The sequence below is a fragment of the Xanthomonas sp. WHRI 8932A genome (genome assembly GCF_035012785.1).
Lineage (GTDB): Bacteria > Pseudomonadota > Gammaproteobacteria > Xanthomonadales > Xanthomonadaceae > Xanthomonas.
In genome coordinates this window covers 42,173-62,677 of the sequence record NZ_JAYGQQ010000015.1, presented here as the reverse complement: position 1 = coordinate 62,677, position 20,505 = coordinate 42,173, and the positions used below count along the sequence as shown (strand labels likewise).

The 20,505-nt window shown below is 63.0% G+C and carries 15 protein-coding genes; 4 read left to right on the top strand and 11 right to left on the bottom strand.

Going from position 1 to position 20,505, the window contains the following annotated elements; all coding sequences use genetic code 11:
• Positions 1-83: 83 nt before the first annotated feature.
• From VC212_RS21705 to VC212_RS21680, 6 genes are all read right to left on the bottom strand, one after another.
• Positions 84-1,121 carry an SMP-30/gluconolactonase/LRE family protein gene (locus VC212_RS21705; protein WP_323526942.1) on the bottom strand — a complete coding sequence of 346 codons (1,038 nt, stop codon included), beginning with the start codon at positions 1,119-1,121 and terminating at the stop codon, positions 84-86.
• 78 nt (positions 1,122-1,199) lie between these two features.
• Positions 1,200-2,381 carry an endo-1,4-beta-xylanase gene (locus tag VC212_RS21700; RefSeq protein ID WP_323526915.1) on the bottom strand — a complete coding sequence of 394 codons (1,182 nt, stop codon included), beginning with the start codon at positions 2,379-2,381 and terminating at the stop codon, positions 1,200-1,202.
• A 50-nt stretch (positions 2,382-2,431) separates the two neighbouring features.
• The gene (gene galB, locus VC212_RS21695) at positions 2,432-5,128 is read right to left on the bottom strand and encodes a beta-galactosidase GalB (RefSeq protein WP_323526941.1); all 2,697 of its coding nucleotides are present in this window, start codon (positions 5,126-5,128) and stop codon (positions 2,432-2,434) included.
• 172 nt (positions 5,129-5,300) lie between these two features.
• Positions 5,301-6,722, bottom strand: a complete 1,422-nt coding sequence (gene uxaC, locus VC212_RS21690; RefSeq protein ID WP_055854713.1) for a glucuronate isomerase — start codon at positions 6,720-6,722, stop codon at positions 5,301-5,303.
• A 45-nt stretch (positions 6,723-6,767) separates the two neighbouring features.
• Positions 6,768-7,760 (bottom strand): endo-1,4-beta-xylanase, encoded by a 993-nt coding sequence (locus VC212_RS21685; protein ID WP_055854711.1) that lies wholly within the window; start codon positions 7,758-7,760, stop codon positions 6,768-6,770.
• 9 nt (positions 7,761-7,769) lie between these two features.
• Complete coding sequence (locus tag VC212_RS21680; protein WP_055854708.1) at positions 7,770-9,086, bottom strand: MFS transporter; 1,317 nt, start codon at positions 9,084-9,086, stop codon at positions 7,770-7,772.
• Positions 9,087-9,543: 457 nt separating this feature from the next.
• Here VC212_RS21680 and VC212_RS21675 point away from each other — a divergent pair, with 457 nt between their 5' ends.
• The 4 genes from VC212_RS21675 to VC212_RS21660 all read left to right on the top strand — a co-directional run bounded on the left by VC212_RS21675 (position 9,544) and on the right by VC212_RS21660 (position 16,436).
• Entirely contained in the window at positions 9,544-12,477 is a 2,934-nt protein-coding gene (locus VC212_RS21675; RefSeq protein ID WP_055854705.1) for a TonB-dependent receptor, read from the top strand.
• A gap of 241 nt (positions 12,478-12,718) precedes the next feature.
• Complete coding sequence (locus VC212_RS21670) at positions 12,719-14,206, top strand: MFS transporter (RefSeq protein WP_055854702.1); 1,488 nt, start codon at positions 12,719-12,721, stop codon at positions 14,204-14,206.
• Positions 14,207-14,239: 33 nt separating this feature from the next.
• On the top strand, positions 14,240-15,274 hold the full coding sequence (locus VC212_RS21665; protein ID WP_055854699.1) for a glycoside hydrolase family 43 protein: 1,035 nt from the start codon (positions 14,240-14,242) through the stop codon (positions 15,272-15,274).
• Positions 15,275-15,902: 628 nt separating this feature from the next.
• Positions 15,903-16,436, top strand: a complete 534-nt coding sequence (locus VC212_RS21660; protein ID WP_055854696.1) for a lipocalin family protein — start codon at positions 15,903-15,905, stop codon at positions 16,434-16,436.
• A 60-nt stretch (positions 16,437-16,496) separates the two neighbouring features.
• On the opposite strand, the gene VC212_RS21655 is transcribed toward VC212_RS21660, so the two are convergent.
• The 5 genes from VC212_RS21655 to VC212_RS21635 all read right to left on the bottom strand — a co-directional run bounded on the left by VC212_RS21655 (position 16,497) and on the right by VC212_RS21635 (position 20,495).
• Complete coding sequence (locus VC212_RS21655) at positions 16,497-16,850, bottom strand: ribonuclease E inhibitor RraB (protein WP_055854692.1); 354 nt, start codon at positions 16,848-16,850, stop codon at positions 16,497-16,499.
• A gap of 339 nt (positions 16,851-17,189) precedes the next feature.
• Positions 17,190-18,542 (bottom strand): hypothetical protein, encoded by a 1,353-nt coding sequence (locus VC212_RS21650; RefSeq protein WP_055854689.1) that lies wholly within the window; start codon positions 18,540-18,542, stop codon positions 17,190-17,192.
• 43 nt (positions 18,543-18,585) lie between these two features.
• Positions 18,586-18,969, bottom strand: coding sequence for a YbjQ family protein (locus VC212_RS21645; RefSeq protein WP_055854686.1), 384 nt, complete (start codon positions 18,967-18,969; stop codon positions 18,586-18,588).
• 483 nt (positions 18,970-19,452) lie between these two features.
• A complete protein-coding gene (locus tag VC212_RS21640; RefSeq protein WP_153066608.1) occupies positions 19,453-19,794 on the bottom strand; it encodes a hypothetical protein in 342 nt (113 codons plus the stop codon).
• 128 nt (positions 19,795-19,922) lie between these two features.
• Positions 19,923-20,495 (bottom strand): hypothetical protein, encoded by a 573-nt coding sequence (locus tag VC212_RS21635; protein WP_055854683.1) that lies wholly within the window; start codon positions 20,493-20,495, stop codon positions 19,923-19,925.
• Between the last annotated feature and the right edge of the window lie 10 nt (positions 20,496-20,505).

Sequence of the window (20,505 nt, the reverse complement as noted above, 5' to 3'; positions counted from 1 at the left end):
TATGGGTAACGCGCCATCGCGGCCAGGGCCGCTCCTACAAGAGCGGCGACTGGATGGGCCAAGGTTTGGTCGCCCGATAGGTGCTACCGCACAAACTGCAACCCCAGCGCCTTGACCCGCACGCGTGCCAGCATCGCGTGCGAGGTCATGTAGAGCATGTGACCGTCGTTGCCGAAGGCGCAGTTGGAGATGGCTTCGCCGGTTTCGATGCGGCCCAGGCGTTGGCCGGCCGGGTTGAAGACGATGACGCCGCCGGGGCCGGTGGCAAACAGGTGACCGTCGGCGGACACCGCCATGCCGTCCGGCAGTCCTGGCGAGTCCTTGCCCACCAGATCCGAGGCGTCGGCGAACACACGCTTGCTGGTGACCGCGCCACGCGCGTCGAGCGCGTACGCCATCCAGATCGGCCGTTCCGGATCGGAATTGGACACGTACAAGGTGCGCGCATCGGGCGAGAGCGCAATGCCGTTGGGAAAGCTCAGGCTGTCGTCCAGCAGATGTACGCTGCCATCGGTGTCCAGCCGATAGACGCCGTTGAAACGCAGCTCCTTGACCGGCGAGTCGTTCAGATCCTTCAAGCCGTACGGTGGGTCGGTGAAGAACACCACGCCGTCAGTGCGACGGACCACATCATTCGGGCTATTGAAACGTTTGCCTTCGAAGCTGGTAGCCAGCGGTGTTTTCTTGCGTGTGGCCGGGTCGAGCCTGGCGACGATGCGGGTACCGGAGTCGGCCAGCAACACGGTGCCATCGGGCTCGGCATACAGTCCGTTGGCACCGGCCTCGCGCAGCGTGGCCTGCTCCGGGCCCACATAGCCCGAGGGCGACAGCAACACCGACAGGCCGGCCTCTTCGGACCAGCGATACAGCTTGTTTTCCGGCACATCGGTAAACAACAGATAGCCGCCATTGCGCACCCATGCCGGGCCTTCGGACCAGGTGAAGCCTTCGGTGAGCTTCTCGATCCGCGCGTCTGCGGCAACCACCTCGCCGAAGCGGCGATCGAACGTTTCCACATGCCCGATGGCTGGGAAGCGCGGCGGCGGCGGATCCTTCTTGGTGCAGGCAGCGACAATCGCCAACAACGGAACGGCCAACAACAGATAGGACGGCAAGCGCATCGGGAAGTCCGGAAATCCAGGTGAGTGCATCATGCCATCATGCGGCGGCAGGGTCCCCGTGCATGTTGGCGAACGCGACTATCGACCAGCACTCGCAGGCACCGCCAACACCGCATCCAGCGCCGGTTTTGGCTGGTGATTGCGGTCGAATAGCAGCGGGTAATTGGTGCGGCCTGGCACCGGATAATCGTTCTTCCACGACATGCCGTCGCTGACGCCCCACACGCTCACGCGCGCAAGCTTGTCGCGCTTGCGCCAGAACAGTGCGAACAGCTCCGCGTAGCGATCGCGCAATTGCGCTTGCACAGCAGGCGGCAGCCCATCGCGGTAGGGGTCCAGAAAGCGCTTGAATTCTGGCAGTTGGAACTGTTTGTGTGCCATCCCGGTGCCGATAACCTGGCCTTCCTTGGTGAGCGGCAGCACGTCCACATCGAGCTCGGTGATCATGACCTTGATGCCGAGCGCGGCGTAGGCGTCGATGGCGTCTTCGATATCGCGCAGGCTGGGATAGTCGAGCCCCCAGTGGCCTTGCATGCCGACACCGTCGATACGGATACCGGATTGTTGCAGCATCTTGACCATGCGCACGATGCCGTCGCGCTTGGCCGGCCGCCATGCGTTGAAGTCGTTGTAGTAGAGCTCCGCGTCCGGCGCATAGCGCTGCGCAAAGGTAAACGCATTGCGCACCACGGTGTCGCCATTGCCCACGCGTTGCACCCAGTTGGTGGAACGGTAACTGCCATCTTCGTCGATGATCTCGTTGACCACATCCCAGGCCTGCACCTTGCCGACGTAGCGCCCGGCCACGCCTGCGATGTGCGCGCGCATGCGCTCGATCTGCGCGGCCGAGCTATTGGGCTTGCCCTGGGCATCCACAAAGAACCAGTCCGGGGTCTGGTTGTGCCAGACCAGCGTATGCCCCACCACAAACAGGTGATTGCGTTGCGCGTAGTCCGCGAACGCATCTGCAGCACGAAAGTCGAAGACGCCCGGGCGCGGCGCAACGACCTCGGCCTTCATCACGTTCTCCGGGGTGACCGCGTTGAAGTGGCAGGCCACCAATGCGGCGGCCGCGGCGTCCTTGCCGGAGACGATGTCGGCATTGACCGCAGTGCCGAGCAAGAACCCGTCGGCATACGCGTGCTTGAGCGATGTGGCGGCGGTGTCGCAACGCGCGGCTGCGGGCAGGGCGGCGATCGCGCTGATGCCCACCATGGCAATGCGCAACAGGGTTGCAAGAGTGGGCAGGTGCGTGTGCATGGCAGGTTCCAAGGTGAGGTGCTGCAGGCGACAGGTCATGCGCAATCCCATCATTGCGCCACGATCTGCGCCTGCGCGGCGTCCAGGCTGTCCGATTCGACATGCAGCGTGATGGTGCCGCGTGCGCCGGCCTTCGCCCGCACGATCGCCAGGCACAGTCCGTTGAAGGCGTTGCGTTGCGGCGAAGCGAACGACTCCAGATTGGTGGGGTCGCCGTTGTCGGTGGCGACCAGTTCGCCCGGGCCATCGATCCGAAACCGCAGGCGGTCGCCGGCGGTGGGCGCAGGACGTCCGTCGCGATCCAGCAATTGCACGGTGACGAAGCTCAGATCCCGGCCGTCGCCGTCGATGCGGCTGCGGTCGGGCGTGACTTGCAGGCGCGCCGCGCGGCCGGCGGTCTGCACGCGGTCGCTGGCCCACGGCTTGCCGTCCTTGTAGGCCTGCACACGCAGCTCGCCGGGCTGGTACACCACCTCGTCCCAGCGCAGCCGGTAGTGCAGCGCGCGCTTGCGCTTGCGCCCCTGCGAGACACCATTGACGAACAGCTCGGCCTCATCGCCGGAGGTAAACACATGCACCGGCGTCACCTGGCCCTCGCGGCCGGGCCAGCTCCAGTGCGGCAGCAGATGCGCCATGGGCAGCTGCGGGCGCCAGCGCGCCTGATACAACCAGTAGCGATCCTTGGGAAACCCCGCCAGATCGAAGATGCCCGAATACGCACTGCGCGAGCTGTAATACGGCGTGGGCTCGCCCAGATAGTCGAAGCCGGTCCAGACGAATTCGCCGACGACATACGGGTGCCGGTCCAGCGCCGCAAACACCTTGTCGGCACTGGAGCCGAAGTCCACCGCATGCAGTTCGTAGGCGCTGACCTGATGCGCCACCGAGTCGCCGCCGCGCCCGTCGCGCACCGGCGCGCTGATGTCCGGGCTCACCGGAAACAGATACACGCCGCGGCTGCTCAGGGCCGATGCGGTTTCGCTGCTGACAATGGCCTTGTGCGGAAATGCGGAATGAAATGCCGGGTATTGCGGCGGTTTGCGGATGCGCTCGGTGCCTGCAAACTCCGGCGCATCGCGGATGCCCTCGCCCTGGTAGTTGAGGCTGATGACATCCAGCGCGGCCGGCAATGGCATGTCCGGCGAAGCGTAGTTCATCGCGACCGTGGCCGGCCGCGACGGATCTTCGTCATGCACGATGGCGTGCAGCGTGCGCGCGATGGCGGCGCCCTGTTGCCCGGTGTATTGCTCGCCGACTTCATTGCCGACACTCCACAGCATCACCGACGGATGGTTGCGGTCGCGTCGCAACATCGCGCGCAGATCCGGCTCATGCCATTGCCCAAATACCAGATGGAAATCCAGCGGCGTCTTCTTCATCTCCCAACTGTCGAACACCTCGTCCACCACCAGCAGGCCCATGCGATCGGTGAGTTCCAGCAGCTCCGGTGCGGGTGGGTTGTGGCTCATGCGGATGGCGTTGGCCCCCATCTGTTGCAGCAACTGCAACTGCCGCTCGGCGGCGCGCACATTGAACGCGGCACCGAGCGCGCCGAGATCGTGATGGTTGTTCACCCCGCGAATCGGCACATGCTCGCCGTTGACCAGCAGCCCCTTGTCCGCATCGAACACGACGCTGCGGATGCCGAACGGGGTTTCGTAGCGATCCACCGCCTGCCCCCGCTGGAGCACCTCGGTCACCGCCACGTAGCGATGCGGTTGCTGGGTCGGCGGTGGGCCCCACAGGCGTGGTGCGTCGATCTGCACGCTGCCCTGCACGCGGGCGCTGCCGCCGGCAGGCACGGCAATCTGCGCTGCGGGAATCTGCGCGACCGCATCGCCACTGCGTTTGCCCGTTGCCGCGTCGAGCACGTAGATGGCGGTGCTGACCTGCGCCTGCGCCGCAGTGCGCGCAGCGTTATCCAGCGTCACGGCCAGCTGGATCTGTGCGGATGCGGCCGACACCTGCGGTGTGGTCAGCTGCGTGCCCCACTGTGCGATATGCAGCGGCGCGGTCTTGGTCAGCCACACATTGCGATACAGCCCGCCACCGGGATACCAGCGCGCCGAGTCGGGTGGATTGTCCAGACGGATCGCCAGCTGATTGCGCGCGCCGGCAATCGCATACGGCGTCAGGTCCACACGCCAGGAGCTGTAGCCGTAAGGCCAGCCGCCGACCAGCCTGCCGTTGAGCCAGACCGTGGCATAGGACATCGCACCATCGAGATCGAGAAACAGCGAGCGGCCGCGATCGCTGGCCGGAATGTCCAGGGTTTTGCGATACCAGCCGATGCCCCAACTCGGCAGACGCCCCATCCCGCCGTACGGACCATCGACCAGAAACGGCCCGGCGATGGCCCAGTCGTGTGGCAGATCCACGGTTTGCCAGCGGCTATCGTCGAACTGCGGCTGCACATACGCGACGTCGTTGCCGGGATTGCCGGGCGGGCGTCGATGCCGTTGCGCCGGGTCGGCGATCAGGGCGTTGGCGGTTGGCAGAATCCACGGCTTGAGCACGTCCTTGGCCGCTGTGCGCAGCTGCTGCGCCTGATCCGGGCGCGCATCGGCCACCTTGCCGTCTTCGCTGCGGATCACCTGCGGGCGCGCGTCGTAATCGAGTACCACCGTATTACCCGGCGGGTCGTCGCGCTGAAAGCGCCATTGCCCGTTGAGCGACACCCGCTCGCGCGGTGCGCTGGTCTGTGCGGTGGCGTCGAGGGTGGGCAGTGCAAGCCCGGCACAGATCATGACGGTGCAGATCATGTTGGTGCAGCTAACGCGCATGGCATTGCTCCACGTTGCAGCGCGTGGCGACTGTACGTTGGTCATGACCTCAGCCCCCCCCCGCATTGCGTATGACGCGACGTTGCACGCCGCTGCTGCGTCGTATCACTGCCGCACACGCAGCGCTGCGGTTGCATCACAGCTTGTAAGCCTGTTTGGGCAGCCGATACGCAAGATCCATCGCCACCTCCACTGCTTCGTCTTCCTCCAAGCGATGCTCGGCGACCAGCTTGGCCAGGAACGCACTGTCTACCCGCCGCGCGACATCGTGGCGGGCCGGGATCGACAGGAATGCACGCGTGTCGTCGTTGAAACCCACCGTGTTGTAGAAGCCCGCGCTGGCCAGGGTCTGCTCGCGGAAGCGCCACATGCCCTCCGGCGCATCATGAAACCACCATGCAGGGCCCAGCAGCAGCGAGGGGTAATGGCCGGCCAAAGGTGCCAGTTCGCGGCTGTAGCTGGTTTCGTCCAGCGTGAACACGATCAGGCGCAGGCGCGGATCATTGCCGTAGCGATCCAGCAATGGCTTGAGCGCATGCACATAGTCGGTGCGCATCGGAATATCGGCGCCCTTGTCGCGCCCGTAGCGCTCAAACAATGGCCGGTTGTGATTGCGGAAGCAGCCCGGATGCAGCTGCATCACCAGGCCATCGTCCAGGCTCATCGCCGCCATTTCGGTCAGCACCTGTGCGCGGAACAACTCGGCCTGTTCCGGCGTTGCAGCGCCACGCACCACGGTGTCGAACAGGCGTTGCGCCTCGCCCGGCGACAGATCGGCGGTGGCGGCACTGGGATGTCCATGATCGGTGGAGGTCGCGCCGTGCGCTGCGAAGAATGCGCGGCGTTGCCGATGCGCGCGCAGATAGCCTGGCCAGGTCAGCACGTCTTCTCCAGTAAGCACACCGAACTGCTGCAGCGCACCGGCAAACTGCTCATGCTCCGGGTCCACCACCGGGTCCGGGCGGTACGCGGTCACCACACGGCCGGCCCAACCGCTGTCGCGAATGGTCGCGTGATGCTGCAGCGTGTCCAGCGGCGATTCGGTGGTGGCGATCACCTCGATGTTGAAACGCTCGAACAGCGCACGCGGACGAAAGCCTGGTGTCTGCAGCGCGGCGGTGATGTGGTCGTAGTAATGATCGGCAGTGCCAGCATCCAGGCGGATGCGCAGATCGAAGACGGTGTGGAAGACATGATTCAGCCACACCGCCGACGGCGTGCCGCGCAGCAACGTGTAGTGCGTAGCAAACACGCGCCATGCCGCGCGCGGGTCCACCGGTGCGCGCGTGCCATCGGCGTGCGGGATACCCAACGCATCCAGATCGATGCCCTGGCTATACAACATGCGGAACACGTAGTGATCGGGCACCAGCAACAGTTCGGTGGCATTGGCGAACGCGGCATTGGTCGCGAACCAGGCCGGGTCGGTATGGCCATGCGGGCTGATGATGGGGAGCGTGGCGATCTGCGCATACAACCGGCGCGCAATCGCCCGCGTGCCGGGGTCGGCTGGCAACAGGCGGTCGTCGTGCCAGGTCAGCGGCAAGGAGGTGGGCATGGGGTCGGGCACCGAACAGTTGAGATGGGTCGTGCAACGCGCGCGTCAGGGCGCAGGCGTGCCGGGATGGGCAGCCACGTAATCGCGTAACCAGGTCATCGCCGGGCGCTCGCTGCCATCGCCACGCACCAGGTAGGCGGCTTCCTTATCGCGCCACAGGCCGGGGCGGAATCCCCACAGCGTGATGCCGCGCACCGCCGGGTGCTCCCAGAAGATCGGAAACACGCGCTGGTAATCGGCCAGCTGCTGCGCATCGCTTGGCCCATCCAGATCGAATTCGGTGATGTAAATCGGCAAGCCGGTGGCGGCCAATGCATCCAGATTGGTGCGATGCACCGACATCGCCACGTTTGGCGTGGTCTCGAATGCATGCTCCTGGATGCCGATGGCATCGACCAACTGTTCGCGCTGCAGCAACCGCACGATCTGCAGATACTTCTGCGTAGCCTGCGCGCTGTTGGTGATGCTGTAGTCGTTGATCATCAGCTTGGTATGCGGAAAGTGCTGGCGCGCGAGCCGAAACGACTGCAGTACCCACTCCCAGCCGCTGGCGCCGTCACCGCCGAGCGCCTGCAGATAATTGCCGCCGCCGGTATCGGCCTTGCTGGGCGGGTCGTTGAGCGGCTCGTTGACCACTTCCAGCAGGTCGATGTCCGGGTAGCGCTGGGCCACGGCCGCAAACCACTGCTCGATCTCGCGGCGCTGCTCGGCCGGGGGCAAGGTCTTGATCCATTCCGGCTGCTGATTGCCCCACACCATCACATGCATCTGGAACGGCATGCCGTTGGCTTTTGCGAACCGGTAAGCGGTATCCAGCGTGCGCCAGTCCATCTGGTCGCGCACTGTCTCCACCGTGCCCCACTTGCCGCCGTTTTCCGGGGTGAGCTTGTTCCAGTACTGCGCAAAGCCCTGCGCCTGTTGCGGGCTGTAGGCGCTACCCAGAAACTTGGACGCGCCCGCTGCCAGCGGCGCGGCTTGCGCCACCGATGCGATGCTTGCTGCCAGCAACAGTGCGATTCTCGCGGTGTGCAGGGACATGGTGATTCCTCAGGAAGATGGAGGCGTTGCGGTGGCCGCAGGCAGCTGCGCCGGCTGCAGCCGCGGTACCAGAGCATGCACGACCGCCAATGCCAGCAGGTAGGCCGAACCGGCCATCAGAAACACCGGCACGTAGCTGCCGGTCGCCTGCAGTAGAAACCCGATGAACGTGGCGATCAACATGCCGCCCACTGCACCGGCAAATCCGCCGATGCCCACCACGGTGGCCACCGCATGCCGCGGAAACATGTCCGAGGGCAGCGTAAACAGATTAGCCGACCAGCCCTGGTGTGCAGCGGTGGCCAGGCCGATCAGACCCACCGCGAGCCACAGATTGTCTGCGCGTGCGGCAAACACGATCGGCACCACCGAGACGGCGCAGATCAGCATCGCGGTCTTGCGCGCACGGTTGACGCTCCAGCCGCGCGCGATGAAGCGCCCGGCAACCCAGCCACCGGCGATGCTGCCGATATCGGCCAGCACGAAGATCACGATCAATGGCGCACCCAGCTGCAGCAGACTCAGGCCGTACTCGGCATGCAGGAATTTAGGCAACCAGAACAGGAAGAACCACCAGATCGGGTCGGTGATGAACTTGCCCAGCACGAACGCCCAGGCCTGGCGATGCCGCAGCACCTGCAGCCACGACAACCGCGCTTGCACCGGCTCATGTGCATCGCTGCGGATGTGCGCAAGTTCTGCGCTCGACAGACCGGGTTGCTGCTCGGGCGCGTGGTAACTGCACCACCACACCACCAGCCAGGTAGCGCTCAAGATGCCGGTAAACAGAAATGCCGCCTGCCAGCCCCAGGCAGTAGCGATCACCGGCACCAGCAAGGGCGCGACGATGGCACCGATGTTGGAGCCGGAATTGAAGATGCCGGTGGCCAGCGCGCGCTCGCGGCGCGGGAACCATTCGGCCACGGTCTTGAGCGCGGCGGGAAAGTTGCCGGACTCGCCCAGCCCCAGGAAAAACCGCGCAATCGCAAAGCCCACCACGCTGGTCGCCAACGCGTGGCCCATCGCCGCCAGACTCCACACCCCGATCGCCAACGCATAGCCAAGCCGCGTCCCGAAGCGGTCGATCACCGCACCGCTGCACAACAGGCCCAGCGCATACGCCGCCTGAAACGCAGTGACGATGTAACCGTACTGGATCTCGTTCCAGCCGATCTGCGTCTGCAAGAACGGCGCAAGCACGCCCAGCACCTGGCGGTCCACGTAGTTGATGGTGGTCGCTGCCAGCAGCAGCGCGCAGACGCGCCAGCGCACCCGGCCCAGGCGCGCTCCGGGGCCGGCAGCATCGGCCGCAGGCGCATCGCTCATGGGCAAGGCTCCTGCACGCGCGCAACCGTGTCGCCTGCGTTGTCGCGATACCTGCTGCGCATCGCGGCAAGCAAGGGCGCAAGCAGCATGTCGCTTGCGCGTTGTCCGATTCGATTCATCGACCACTGCACCTGCACGAAGGTGGCCTTGCGCCACGGGTGATAGCGCTACCATTACCACGCTGCACGCAGGAATCCATCGCGCAGTGCAGCACGCGGCGACCGCCCGTCGGCGTTGCGTGCTCGCGGTGCAGCGTCATGGCAGCGCCGCTTCGCTATGCCCCGGCAACTATGCTGCCCTGCAGCGTGATGTTCTGAATTTGGTAGCGCTAACATCCAGCGCCACTGATCGCCCGTCTCCCCCATCGCATCATCGTCGCGCCGATTCCGGGCAGCGGCACTCCCTACGCAGGGGCGATGCGTGGGACATCTGCTCACCTGTTAGGGAAGGGAATACGGTGAAGAACAGCTACGCACGAACCGCGTTGTCCTGCGCGTTGGGGTCCATCCTGCTGGGCATGACCAGCACTGCCGCCTGGGCACAGTCCACCGACGCCGACAGCGCCGCGCAAACGCCACCGGCCACGGCCGGCAACAATGACGCAGTGACCCAGCTCGACACCGTCACCGTCTCCGGCTACCGACGCAGCATCCAGTTTTCCACCGATGCCAAGCGCGACTCGGTCGGCTTTGCCGACACCGTGTTTGCCGAGGACATCGGCAAATTTCCGGACATGAATATCGCCGAGTCGCTCAACCGCATCCCCGGCGTGCAGCTCTCGCGCGACGTCAATGGCGAAGGCCTCAACATCGCCATCCGCGGCCTGGGCACCAGCTTCACCAAGACCACGCTCAACGGCGCCAGCATCGCCACCGCCTCGATCGGTCTGAATGCGCAGAACCAGAATCGCGAAGTCGATCTGAACCTGTTTCCCACCGAATTCTTCACCCAGCTCACCGTGAGCAAGACGCCCACCGCCAGCATGCTCGAAGGCGGCGTTTCCGGTGTAGTGGACATGCGCAGCGCGCGCCCGTTCGATCGCCCCGGCGTGCACTTCACCTACCAGGCGCAGGCCGACTGGAACAGCACCAGCGAAAAGACCACCCCGCGTGGCGCCTTCATGGGCAGCTGGACCAACGAAGCAGGCACGCTCGGCGCGTTGTTCGGCGTGGCCTCGGTGCGCAGCAAGCTGGGCGTGCGCGGCTTCGAAAGCGTGGGCTGGACCAACCCCGGCCTCACCTACACCCAATGTGGGCTCACCCCGCCTGCAGGCACGCCGGCGACCAATCAACCGGCGGCCTGCAACGTCAACGGCGGCGGCAACTGGCGCATTCCCGACCGCGTGCCGGCCACCGCCGGCAGCGGCTTGACCACCGGCGAAACCATCGACGCGGCATGGCTGCTGGCGCGCAACCCCGGCTTGAGCATCGACCAGATCAGCGATGCATTGATTCCGCGCCTGGGCCGCAGCGTGTACATGAATGGCGATCGCGACCGCGATGCGTCGGTGATGTCGCTGGAATGGCGCCCCTCCGACAGCATGCATTTCTACCTGGACACGCTGTATTCCGAAGCCAAGCGCACCACCGAGCGGATCAGCATGAATCTGATCGGCCGCAACGGCAACATGATCCCGCTGGGCATGCAGCTGGATCAGAACAACGTGGTCACCAGCGCCACCTTTGCCAACGCGCAGTATTTCCTGGAAGCGCGCCCGTACCGCGAAGAGGTCAAGTTCTGGAGCGTCAATCCCGGTGCCGAACTGCTGTTCGGTGCCGAGCAGGACATCAAGCTCAACGTGCAGGCCAACGCCACGCGCAGCTGGCTGGATCGCGAGTCGCCCAGCATCCTGGTCACCTCGCCGTTCACCACCGTCGATTACCGCAACCAAGGCGGCGACCGCCCGTCGATCAGCAGCCCGCTGGATCTCAACGACCCGAACCTGGGCTGGGGCTGGAGCGGCGGACGGGTCAATATCCAGAACGAAAAACGCGTCACCCAGACCCGTGGTGGACGTGCCGATCTGCAGTTCGGCGAAGACAAGCGCAACATCAAGATCGGCGCCGCATACGACCAGGCCGAGCGCACCATTCGCGGCTTCGACAACAGCATTGCCTGGGAGCAGGTGGTGTGTCGCGGCGGTGGCGGCAACGTGTGCAACGGCGGCCCCGGCTCCGCAGTCCCGAATGCGGCCCTGGCCAGTTACTTGCGGCCCGGCCCGGGCGGCTTCATCACCGCCGACTTCAACCGTTTCCTGGGCGACACCAACTATTACGCGCTACGCGATTCCGCCCCGGAAACCAACTCCGCCAACACCGGCGCCTCGGCCGGCGGCATCCGCGAAAAGAACCTGGGTTTCTATATCGAAACCAACGCCGAAACCGAAGTGTGGAACCGCACGCTGCGCTTCAACGCCGGTGTGCGTTACGTCACCACCGACCAGACCATCACCGGCCCGGTCACCATCAACGGCATCCGCCGCGTGCAGGTGCTCGATTCCGATTACGCCGAAACCCTGCCCTCGTTCAACGCGGCCTGGGATGTGGCCGACAACGTGGTGCTGCGCCTGTCCAGCTCGCGCACGCTCACGCGCCCGGACCCGAGCGCGATGTTGCCCAATACCAACTTCAGCGACCCGTCCGCACAGACCGCGACCCAGGGCAATCCGAACCTGGCGCCGTATCTGTCCACCAATGTCGACTTCGGCGGCGAGTGGTACACCGGCGGCGAAGGCTATGTGGGCCTGACGCTGTTCAACAAGCGCATCAGCGGCTTCACCGTCAATGGCGTGCGGCGCATTCCCTTCAACGATCTTGGTGTGCCCTACGAGAGCCTGCTGCCGATCCAGCAAGCCGGCCTGGACCAGCGCGGTGGCCCCAATGCCGCCACGGTGGACGTGCAGACCCAGGTCAACGCCGATGGCGTGCTCAACATCCGCGGCACCGAAGCGATCTGGGTGCAGCCGTTGGACAAGCTGGTCGACGGCATGGGCTTCAGCGTGAACTACACCCATGTCACCCAATCCTCGGAAGGCGAAGGCATCCCGGCAGTGGCCGTCGGTGTGGCGCCCAATCTGTGGAACGGCACCGTGTACTGGGAGAAGAACGCCGCCTCGGTGCGCCTTTCCTACACCTGGAACGACGACATGGTGATCTCCGGCGCCAACCAGAACGGCATCCCGTACGCACGCCTGAATGCCGATGCACGCGGCCAGCTGGATCTGTCGGCCAGCTACGCGCTGGACTGGCTGCCTTCCAAGCCGCAAATCACGCTCAACGTCACCAACATCACCGACGAGCCGCTGCGCACCACCTATGCGTGGCCCAACGCTACCTACGATCTGTACGAGCCCGGGCGCACCGTCATGCTCGGCATCCGCGGCACGTTTTGACAGTGTCCATCGAGACGCGCTCGCCGCTGGCTGCCGGGTGTAGCGGGTATTCGGAGTGCACGCGTGATTCGCGTGCACTCCGTCTGCCGCGCGCCGTCCAACATGCCTGCACGACGGCGCACGAGGTTTTGCCCGACACTTCAGGCACTGCGCCTGCAACCGCGATCCAGAGGGATCGCGGCCAGCGGCGTAGCGCGCGCCGCGGCGTTTTCCGCAGCACTCTTCGAGCCTGCCTCACCTCATGAACGATCGATCACAGCAGCTCTCCGTGCGCGAAAAGATCGGCTACAGCCTGGGCGACCTGGCTGCCAATCTGATCTTCCAGACGCTGGTGACGTTTTTGGCGTTCTTCTACACCGACGTATTCCGCATCCCGGCGAGCGCGGCGGCCACGTTGATCTTCGTGGTCGGCCTGCTGGGCGCGTTCGTGTTTACGCCCATCATCGGCATCCTGGCCGATCGCACCCGCACCCGCTGGGGCAAATTCCGCCCGTGGATCCTGTGGACCGCACTGCCGTTTGGCGCACTGTCGCTGGCAGCTTTCAATACACCTGCGCTGGGCGAGCACGGCAAGATCACCTACGCATTTGCCACCTACGCCTTGCTGATGCTGGTCTACGTGGCCAACAACCTGCCGTATTCGGCGCTGAGCGGCGTGCTCACCGGCAGCATGGAGCAGCGCAACAGCCTGTCGGCGTATCGCTTTCTGGCGGTGACGTTTGCGCAATTCATCATCCAGGTCCTGCTGCTGCCGCTGGTGCTGATCCTGGGCAATGGCGACAAGGCACAAGGCTTTCGCAACACCATGGGGTTGTTCGCCGCGGTCGGCACGCTGTGCTTTCTGATCACCTTTTTCACCACCCGCGAGCGCGTGCTGCCGATCACCGAACAACGCAGTAGCGTGCGACAGGACCTCACCGACCTGGTACGCAACAAACCCTGGCTGGTAATGCTGGCGCTGACTATTCTGGTCTTCATCAATCTCGCCATGAAGGGCGGGATGTACATCTACTACTTCAAGTACACCCTCGACGCGGGCGCGCTGACTCACTTTCTCGATGCCGCCGGATTCAACCGGTTTATTGCCGCAATCAACAGCGTGCTGACCGGCGCCGGCATGAGCGCCTTGCAGTGGCCGCAAGACGCGCCAACCTCAGCGTTCAGTGTGTTCAGTGCCGGCGGCATCCTGGCCATGATCGTCGGCATCGGGTTTTCCAAACGCCTGGCCGACCGCTACGGCAAGCGCAATGTGTTTGGTGGGGCGCTGCTGATTTCCACGCTGTTTCTGCTGGCGTTCTATGTCTATCCGGCGACTGCCATCGGCTGGGTATTCGGCTCCTATGTGCTGCACGGCTTTTTCTATGGCATCACCATCCCGTTGCTGTGGGCGATGATTGCCGACGTGGCCGATTACTCGGAGTGGAAGAACCACCGCCGTGCCACCGCCATCATTTTTTCGGCGATGTTGTGCGGCCTGAAGATCGGCCTGAGCGTCGGCGGTGCACTGGTCGCCGGCCTGCTTGCCATCTATGGCTACGACGCCGCGCTGCCGCAGCAAAGCGGCGCGGTCACCGACGGCATTCGGCTAGCCATCAGCGTGTATGCGTCCATCCCGTTCCTGCTCGGCACCGCACTGCTGGTGTTTTACGAGATCGACAAGCCGCTGGAATCCCGCATCGAACGCGAACTGGGCGTGCGCCGTCAGGCCGCTCCGCTCGCGTCGCCCTAACCCCTTCCTTCCACCTCATGCACAGGTCCGCGCATGTCCGATGAACTGCAAGCCGCCACACTGCAGGCGCTGGCGCGCACCGCCATTTCCGCACCGCTGGTCACCCATCTCTACACCGCCGACCCGTCCGCGCACGTCTTCGACGGCGCGCTGTACATCTATCCCTCGCACGACATCGATGCCGGCGTGGCCTTCAGCGACGACGGCTCGCATTTCGGCATGGAGGATTACCACGTCTTTCGCATGGCGCATCCCAACGCGCCGGTCGAAGACCTGGGCGAAGTGCTGCACGTGCGCGACGTGCCGTGGGCCCAGCGCCAGATGTGGGCACCGGATGCAGCGCAACGCAATGGCAAGACCTATTTGTATTTCCCGGCAAAGCGCGCCGACGGCATCTTCCAGATCGGTGTGGCAGTCGGCGATCAACCCCACGGCCCCTTCATCGCCGAAGCCGAACCGATCGCCGGCACCTACTCAATCGACCCGGCCGTGTTCGCCGACGACGATGGCGCGCATTACCTGTACTTCGGCGGCATCTGGGGTGGTCAGCTGCAGCACTACCGCGACAACGTCTACGCGCAGACCAACCAGGAACCGGTGGGCGATGCGCCCGCACTGGGCCCGCGCGTGGCGCGGCTGCACGAGAGCATGACCGCACTGGCCGAACCCACGCGCGAGATCGTCATCCTCGACGAACACGGCGCCCCGCTACGCGCCGACGACCTCGACCGTCGCTTCTTCGAAGGCCCCTGGCTGCACCGCCACGCCGGTCGTTACTACCTGTCGTATTCCACCGGCGATACGCACCTGATCTGCTACGCCACCAGCGACTCGCCGTATGGCCCATTCCGCTACCAGGGCGTACTGATGCAGCCGGTGATCGGCTGGACCACCCACCACTCCATCTGCGCGTTCGACGGCCATTGGTATTTGTTCTATCACGACGCGGTGGTATCGGGCGGCCAGACCCATCTGCGCAACATCAAGATGGCACCGCTGGAACATCTGGGGGACGGAACGATCGCGACGATTTATCCGTACGGAAAAGATGCTGTCTCGCCTTGGTGAGATGGCGGTGGCGATCAAGTTCGCTGCTGTCTGTCCATCATGGGGTCGCCGGCCGAATGCGCATCAGAGCGGCTGACAGAACGACATCGGCTGATGGCCAGGCAGGCTCAGCCGGTCCTCGGCGCGGCACCAACCACCCGTACACTCCAGTGCTGAGTACGCCGTTCACATCCATCTGATGACTGCTCGTGACGTATCAGTCGCTGTAAGGCAACGCTCATCAAGTCCCCCGCGCCAGTCATTCCCGCGAAAGCAGAAACTCCAGGGCCTCGCAAGCCAGCGATTCACGTCCATGGCCTCACGCTATCGCCTGGATGACAAGACTTATGCAGCGTTGCCCTAAGCTCGCTCCCGACCTCGCACCGGCATAGCACCTGATCGTCACACTCGCGAGCCAGCTGTCGAGCCGATGTGGGAGATCGTGCAAACCTGCCTGCTACCGCCCGTGATCACCGCAGCCATCGCAGCCATCGCATTCTTCAATGCGTCCGAGCCGTCCTTGCAAGGGTAGAGCCCGTCAACCAACGGGAACCCAACGCGCCTTTCGATAGGCAGCGCATTGCACGCTGCATCCACACGCATCGTCGCAACGTATGCCTCTGCACTGAGACTGTTGAGAGAGGTTGCCATGCGCCAGGCGTCGATGCTGTTCTTACTCACCCTTGCGGTCTACGGCAATGCAAGCGGCAGCGAGCCGCGCGCCGCACTGCCCCGCGCAGACAGCGTTGACGTGCCGCGCTTCATGGGCGACTGGTATGTCATCGCACATATTCCAACCCGTCCAGAACGCAAAGCCTACGACGCAGTAGAGAGTTATGCCCTGCGACAGGATGGCCGTATCCAGACCACCTTCACTTTCCGCAAAGGCAGCTTCCAGGCCCCGCTCAAGTCCATGCACCCGATCGGCCAAGTCGCAGAGAATGGCAACGGCGCGCTATGGAGCATGCAATTCCTCTGGCCGTTCAAGGCCGAATATGTCATCGCCTGGCGCGATGCCGACTACACCCAGACCATCGTGGCGCGCAGCAAGCGCGATTACGTCTGGTACATGGCACGGACCCCGCAGGTCTCCGATGCCGATTATCAGCAGGCGCTCGCGCGCATTGCGGCAATGGGCTACGACGTGTCACAGCTGCGCCGCGTCCCGCAATCATCGCGTTGATGTGGCCCAACCTGTTGGAGAGCCCGCACGCCGCGCTCTCCAACGCACCTGCCGCGCACATCAGACGTCTTTGGTGTCTACAGAAAATTCCCATCCATCGTTCAACCCACCCAAGGGCTTGGCTTCTGTCGCCAACTCCTCCTCGAACGCGCAAATCGCCTTGTATGTCGGCACCATGGTCGGATACACCGTGACATCCATCGGAAACGCGGTGTTTTCCGGGTAATGGCAGCAACGTACCTTTTGCTCAAAGCGCAGCAACGTCACCGAAAATTCCAGTGCGGACTCTTTGCTCGGGAACACCACGGAAAACGCGACCTCGCGTGGCTTGGAAAGATCCACGCCCTGCTCCGCAATGTGCCACAAGGTGTCGCCGTTATCGTCTTTGGGATACAGATCCAGATTTCGCTGCATGGTTGATTCGCTGTGTGGCGCCTGGTTGGCCGATACAGAAGCTTAGCGCCTTGGCGGTCAGCGATCTGTATCTTCTAACATCCAGGCGTCCCGCCAAGTCGTGTAGCCGGAGCCTGCCCTGAGAGTTGAGCGTAAGGCAGTCTTGGTCGGGTCTTGCCCACTGCTGAAAAATGCACAGCGTCGCTTTCTGAAGGGGTGAGCTCACCTCCGCTTTCTTGCAACGCGTGCACGTCCCAGCCATGCCACGAGGGACCACTAATAGTCATCTGAGGCGATTCATACCTGGCGCCGGCGGCTCCAGACGGCGCACAGGCCCAGACGATAAAGCATCCTGCGCCGCTACTTTTTTGGAGCCGAGACCTTCAGCTCGTTCTTCAACGCCGCCATGAAATCATCGAGCCGATAGCGCCCGCTTAGATGCTCCTGCACATTCGGAAACTGCGCTGCAACATAACGCATCAAATACGTCACCTTATCGTCGGACTTAGCATGTAGCACAAGGTTGAGCCGCTGAATTTCGGCGCTATTGGGGAAGTCGCGTGCGGCCTGCGCAAGCGCAGCGGAGTACCCGGCGTTTGCCTCGGTCAGGCCTTTCAGATAGCTCAGCGCATAGGCCTCGATCTTCAGTGTCTTCCAGCCGTACAGGTCTATCGGTTGGAGTTGCTTGCTTCGCCCTGTCGCGCTGTACAGAAACGCCAGCAGATCCAGCGTCGAACGATCGGAGGGCATCCGCTTGTAGCGCTGCTCCAGCGCCGCGCCGTAACGCTGGAAGATCTCGTCCGCCGTCGCCATCTTTCGTTTCTGCAACTGACTGATCAACGTATAGCTCGCTATCGGATCTTCCGGCAACCGGGCACCCTCTCCCCAATAACCCGCCGAGGCGATAAGGCGTCTGAATTTATCGTCATCGAGGTCCACCGCGTCGATACACAGCCCCGCAACTTTCTGAATCTTCTTGTCGTTCCTGCACAATGACCTGACAAGTGCAATGTCATACGCAAGGTACTCGGGCTGCTTTTTCGCATTCCACCAGTCGATTTCCCAATTCTTGTCGAGTTTGATCAACGTACAAACGTCACCTGCTGCCCCTGCACGGATGGACGTGATCAAGCGCTCTCTTTCGGCGTCCGGATCTGTCGTCGAGAAGATGTCATACATCGATTTCTCGATCGCCGTGTGTTTCTCCTTGAAGTCCACATGTGTCCAGGCGGCGACAGCTCCGCGTGCATCCTCAAGCACGAGGCGGCAGTGCGTGATGTAGGCCCACAGGCGATCCGGCACTTGCGACCTTGGCAGCAGTTTCGCGGCTTTTTCGTACAGAGGCAGCGCGATATCACAGCGTCCCGCGCGGTGTTCGCGCATACCTCGCTCGAATATGATGAATGGATTGCCAGGAAGCTTTTCGTCAGCGAGCTTCATGTAGGCGTCACTGGCAGCGACATCGGCTCGGTAGAGGATATTGGACAGGACAAACGCGTCATACGCGCTTTTGCTTGTCTCCGGCACCAGTCGCTTCAACCTTGCATTGACCTCGCTCTTCCTACCTTCATCGATAAGGCGCTCTGACTCGGCAGAGTTGGCCAGACGCTCGTATACCGGCGACACTTTCCCGACTTCGGACATGAAGGTGGACGAGCTCGAGGCCTGCACCGCCGGCAGCCAAGTTGCCATAACGAAGACGACCACCGCCACGCACCGCAGTTTCACGGAGCCCCCTCGGTGAATGCTTGACCCGCTATGCATGCTGCGCCTCGACGACGACTGCGGTGCCATAGCACAGGACTTCGGTCAGGCCGGCCATCAACTCGGTAGCGTCGTAGCGCACCGCAATGACGGCGTTGGCGCCAAGTTGCCTGGCATGCTGCACCATGTCGCGATAGGTCTCCGAGCGTGCCTGTTCGCACAGTTCGGTGTAGATGGTGATGTTGCCGCCGAACAAGCTCTGCAGACTGCCGAAGAAGTTGCCGACGATTGAGCGCGACCTCACGGTGATACCGCGCACCAAGCCCAGGTTGCGGATGATTCGATGTCCAGGAAGCTCCAGCGCTGTGGTTACCATAGTGTCGTTGAGCGAGTAAATCGCTGAGTGGATCGGCGAAGAGTCGTATGGATTTGTCATTAACTTGTTCTCTTCTCATGAGGGCGAAATCCACCGATCGTCTTATATCGGAGGATAGATAAACGACTGCAGCCGGAAGATGCCTGTTGCTTACTAGGAGAACTCAAACATCGTGATATCCAACCCAAGCGCTTTGCTTACAACGCCAGGCCCTTCTCAAAGGCAACGCTGGCAGATCAGAACCATGCCCGGATACACGATGACATCCGCAAGCAAGTCTTTGGTCTGTTCGCAATACCGACAACATGCCTTCTGTTCGCAACTCAGCATGATCAAGCCCAATTCCATCGCCAATTCCTTGCTAGGAAGCACAACTAGAAAACGATCTCTCTGGACTCGGCGAGATCCACTCATCACTCAGCAATGTTACAGAAGATGTTTCCGCTATCTTTGTTGAGATAGAAAGCTGAGAAAAATTGCGGTCATTAACTGCAAAACAAGATGCGCGCTTTGTTGGGGCGCACCGTGCGATGCTGACAGCCATCAACAGATCAGCCCACCTAATTCAACGACATCGTCGGGTTCCAATGGGAAGTCGAGATCCTGCTTGACGCATATTTCGCTATTTTTACGAAAGATATGAATGTCGACAATCCGATTTGCGCTGTCATCGAGGTCAATCAGGTGGAAGTACTTTCCGACATTCTCAGGATTTCCTTCGAATGGCTCAGCCAGCGGTTCTATCTTGGTGTTGAAATGCGCCTCATATTCCAAAATCGCTTCGCCGAGTGAGCGGGCTGTAGAGCGCAAGGCCAGATCCAGATGTGGACACAAGCTCCCTGTGTAGGTGAAACGCGAGTTTTTTGGGCCACAGAGAAACGGCATGGGCGTCTGCTTGAATGGTGTCCCGCACGCTGGTCGAAGCGCGGTGCGCTCTCTGTGATCTGCAGAGGTGCCGCGATGACGAACCAGCTAAGTGGCGACCGCGCACGGAACACGGCCGCCATGTGAAATCAAGGCACCCAGACCAGATTCATCAACTGCGGGTCGGCGGTCACCTTGACCAGCTTGCCGCTGGGGCCGAACTGAACCTGGTACTCGGCGAAGCTGTCGCGCCAGTAGCGCCACAACGAGGCTTCCAGATTCGGGTTCTCGCTGCTGATCGGGTAGCCGACCGCCATGAGCACCTGTTCGCGGGTCATGCCGCCGGTGAGCTTGCCGTCCACGATGGCCTGGCGGATCTTCGGCGGGAAGGTGGCGAGCTTGAGCTTGGGATCGGCGGTGACGATGTAGCGGGCGGCGAAGGCGGTGTTGTCCAGGTCGCGGCTGTAATCGTTGCCGATGGACTGCTTTTCGCCGGCGATCTTGAGGTTGACGCGGTTACGGCCAAAGCCGGTGACGCTGACCGGGGTGCCGACGGGGAGCACGCGCTTGCCGTCTTCGGCGTAGTTGCTGTCGCTGATCCAACTGCCGTCGGTGCGCAGGTTGCAGCACAGAAAGCCGTCGTACTTGGCCACATCGGCGGCCGAGGCCAGGTTGGCGGCGGTGAGCAGGCTCAGGGCCAGCAGGGAAGAACGCAAACGCATCGTAAAGACT

Coding starts and splice junctions, on each gene's coding strand:
- VC212_RS21705 (WP_323526942.1), bottom strand. CDS start 1,121: ATGCGCTTGCCGTCCTATCTGTTGTTGGCCGTTCCGTTGTTGGCGATT.
- VC212_RS21700 (WP_323526915.1), bottom strand. CDS start 2,381: ATGCACACGCACCTGCCCACTCTTGCAACCCTGTTGCGCATTGCCATG.
- galB (WP_323526941.1), bottom strand. CDS start 5,128: ATGATCTGTGCCGGGCTTGCACTGCCCACCCTCGACGCCACCGCACAG.
- uxaC (WP_055854713.1), bottom strand. CDS start 6,722: ATGCCCACCTCCTTGCCGCTGACCTGGCACGACGACCGCCTGTTGCCA.
- VC212_RS21685 (WP_055854711.1), bottom strand. CDS start 7,760: ATGTCCCTGCACACCGCGAGAATCGCACTGTTGCTGGCAGCAAGCATC.
- VC212_RS21680 (WP_055854708.1), bottom strand. CDS start 9,086: ATGAGCGATGCGCCTGCGGCCGATGCTGCCGGCCCCGGAGCGCGCCTG.
- VC212_RS21670 (WP_055854702.1), top strand. CDS start 12,719: ATGAACGATCGATCACAGCAGCTCTCCGTGCGCGAAAAGATCGGCTAC.
- VC212_RS21665 (WP_055854699.1), top strand. CDS start 14,240: ATGTCCGATGAACTGCAAGCCGCCACACTGCAGGCGCTGGCGCGCACC.
- VC212_RS21660 (WP_055854696.1), top strand. CDS start 15,903: ATGCGCCAGGCGTCGATGCTGTTCTTACTCACCCTTGCGGTCTACGGC.
- VC212_RS21655 (WP_055854692.1), bottom strand. CDS start 16,850: ATGCAGCGAAATCTGGATCTGTATCCCAAAGACGATAACGGCGACACC.
- VC212_RS21645 (WP_055854686.1), bottom strand. CDS start 18,969: ATGACAAATCCATACGACTCTTCGCCGATCCACTCAGCGATTTACTCG.
- VC212_RS21640 (WP_153066608.1), bottom strand. CDS start 19,794: ATGCCGTTTCTCTGTGGCCCAAAAAACTCGCGTTTCACCTACACAGGG.
- VC212_RS21635 (WP_055854683.1), bottom strand. CDS start 20,495: ATGCGTTTGCGTTCTTCCCTGCTGGCCCTGAGCCTGCTCACCGCCGCC.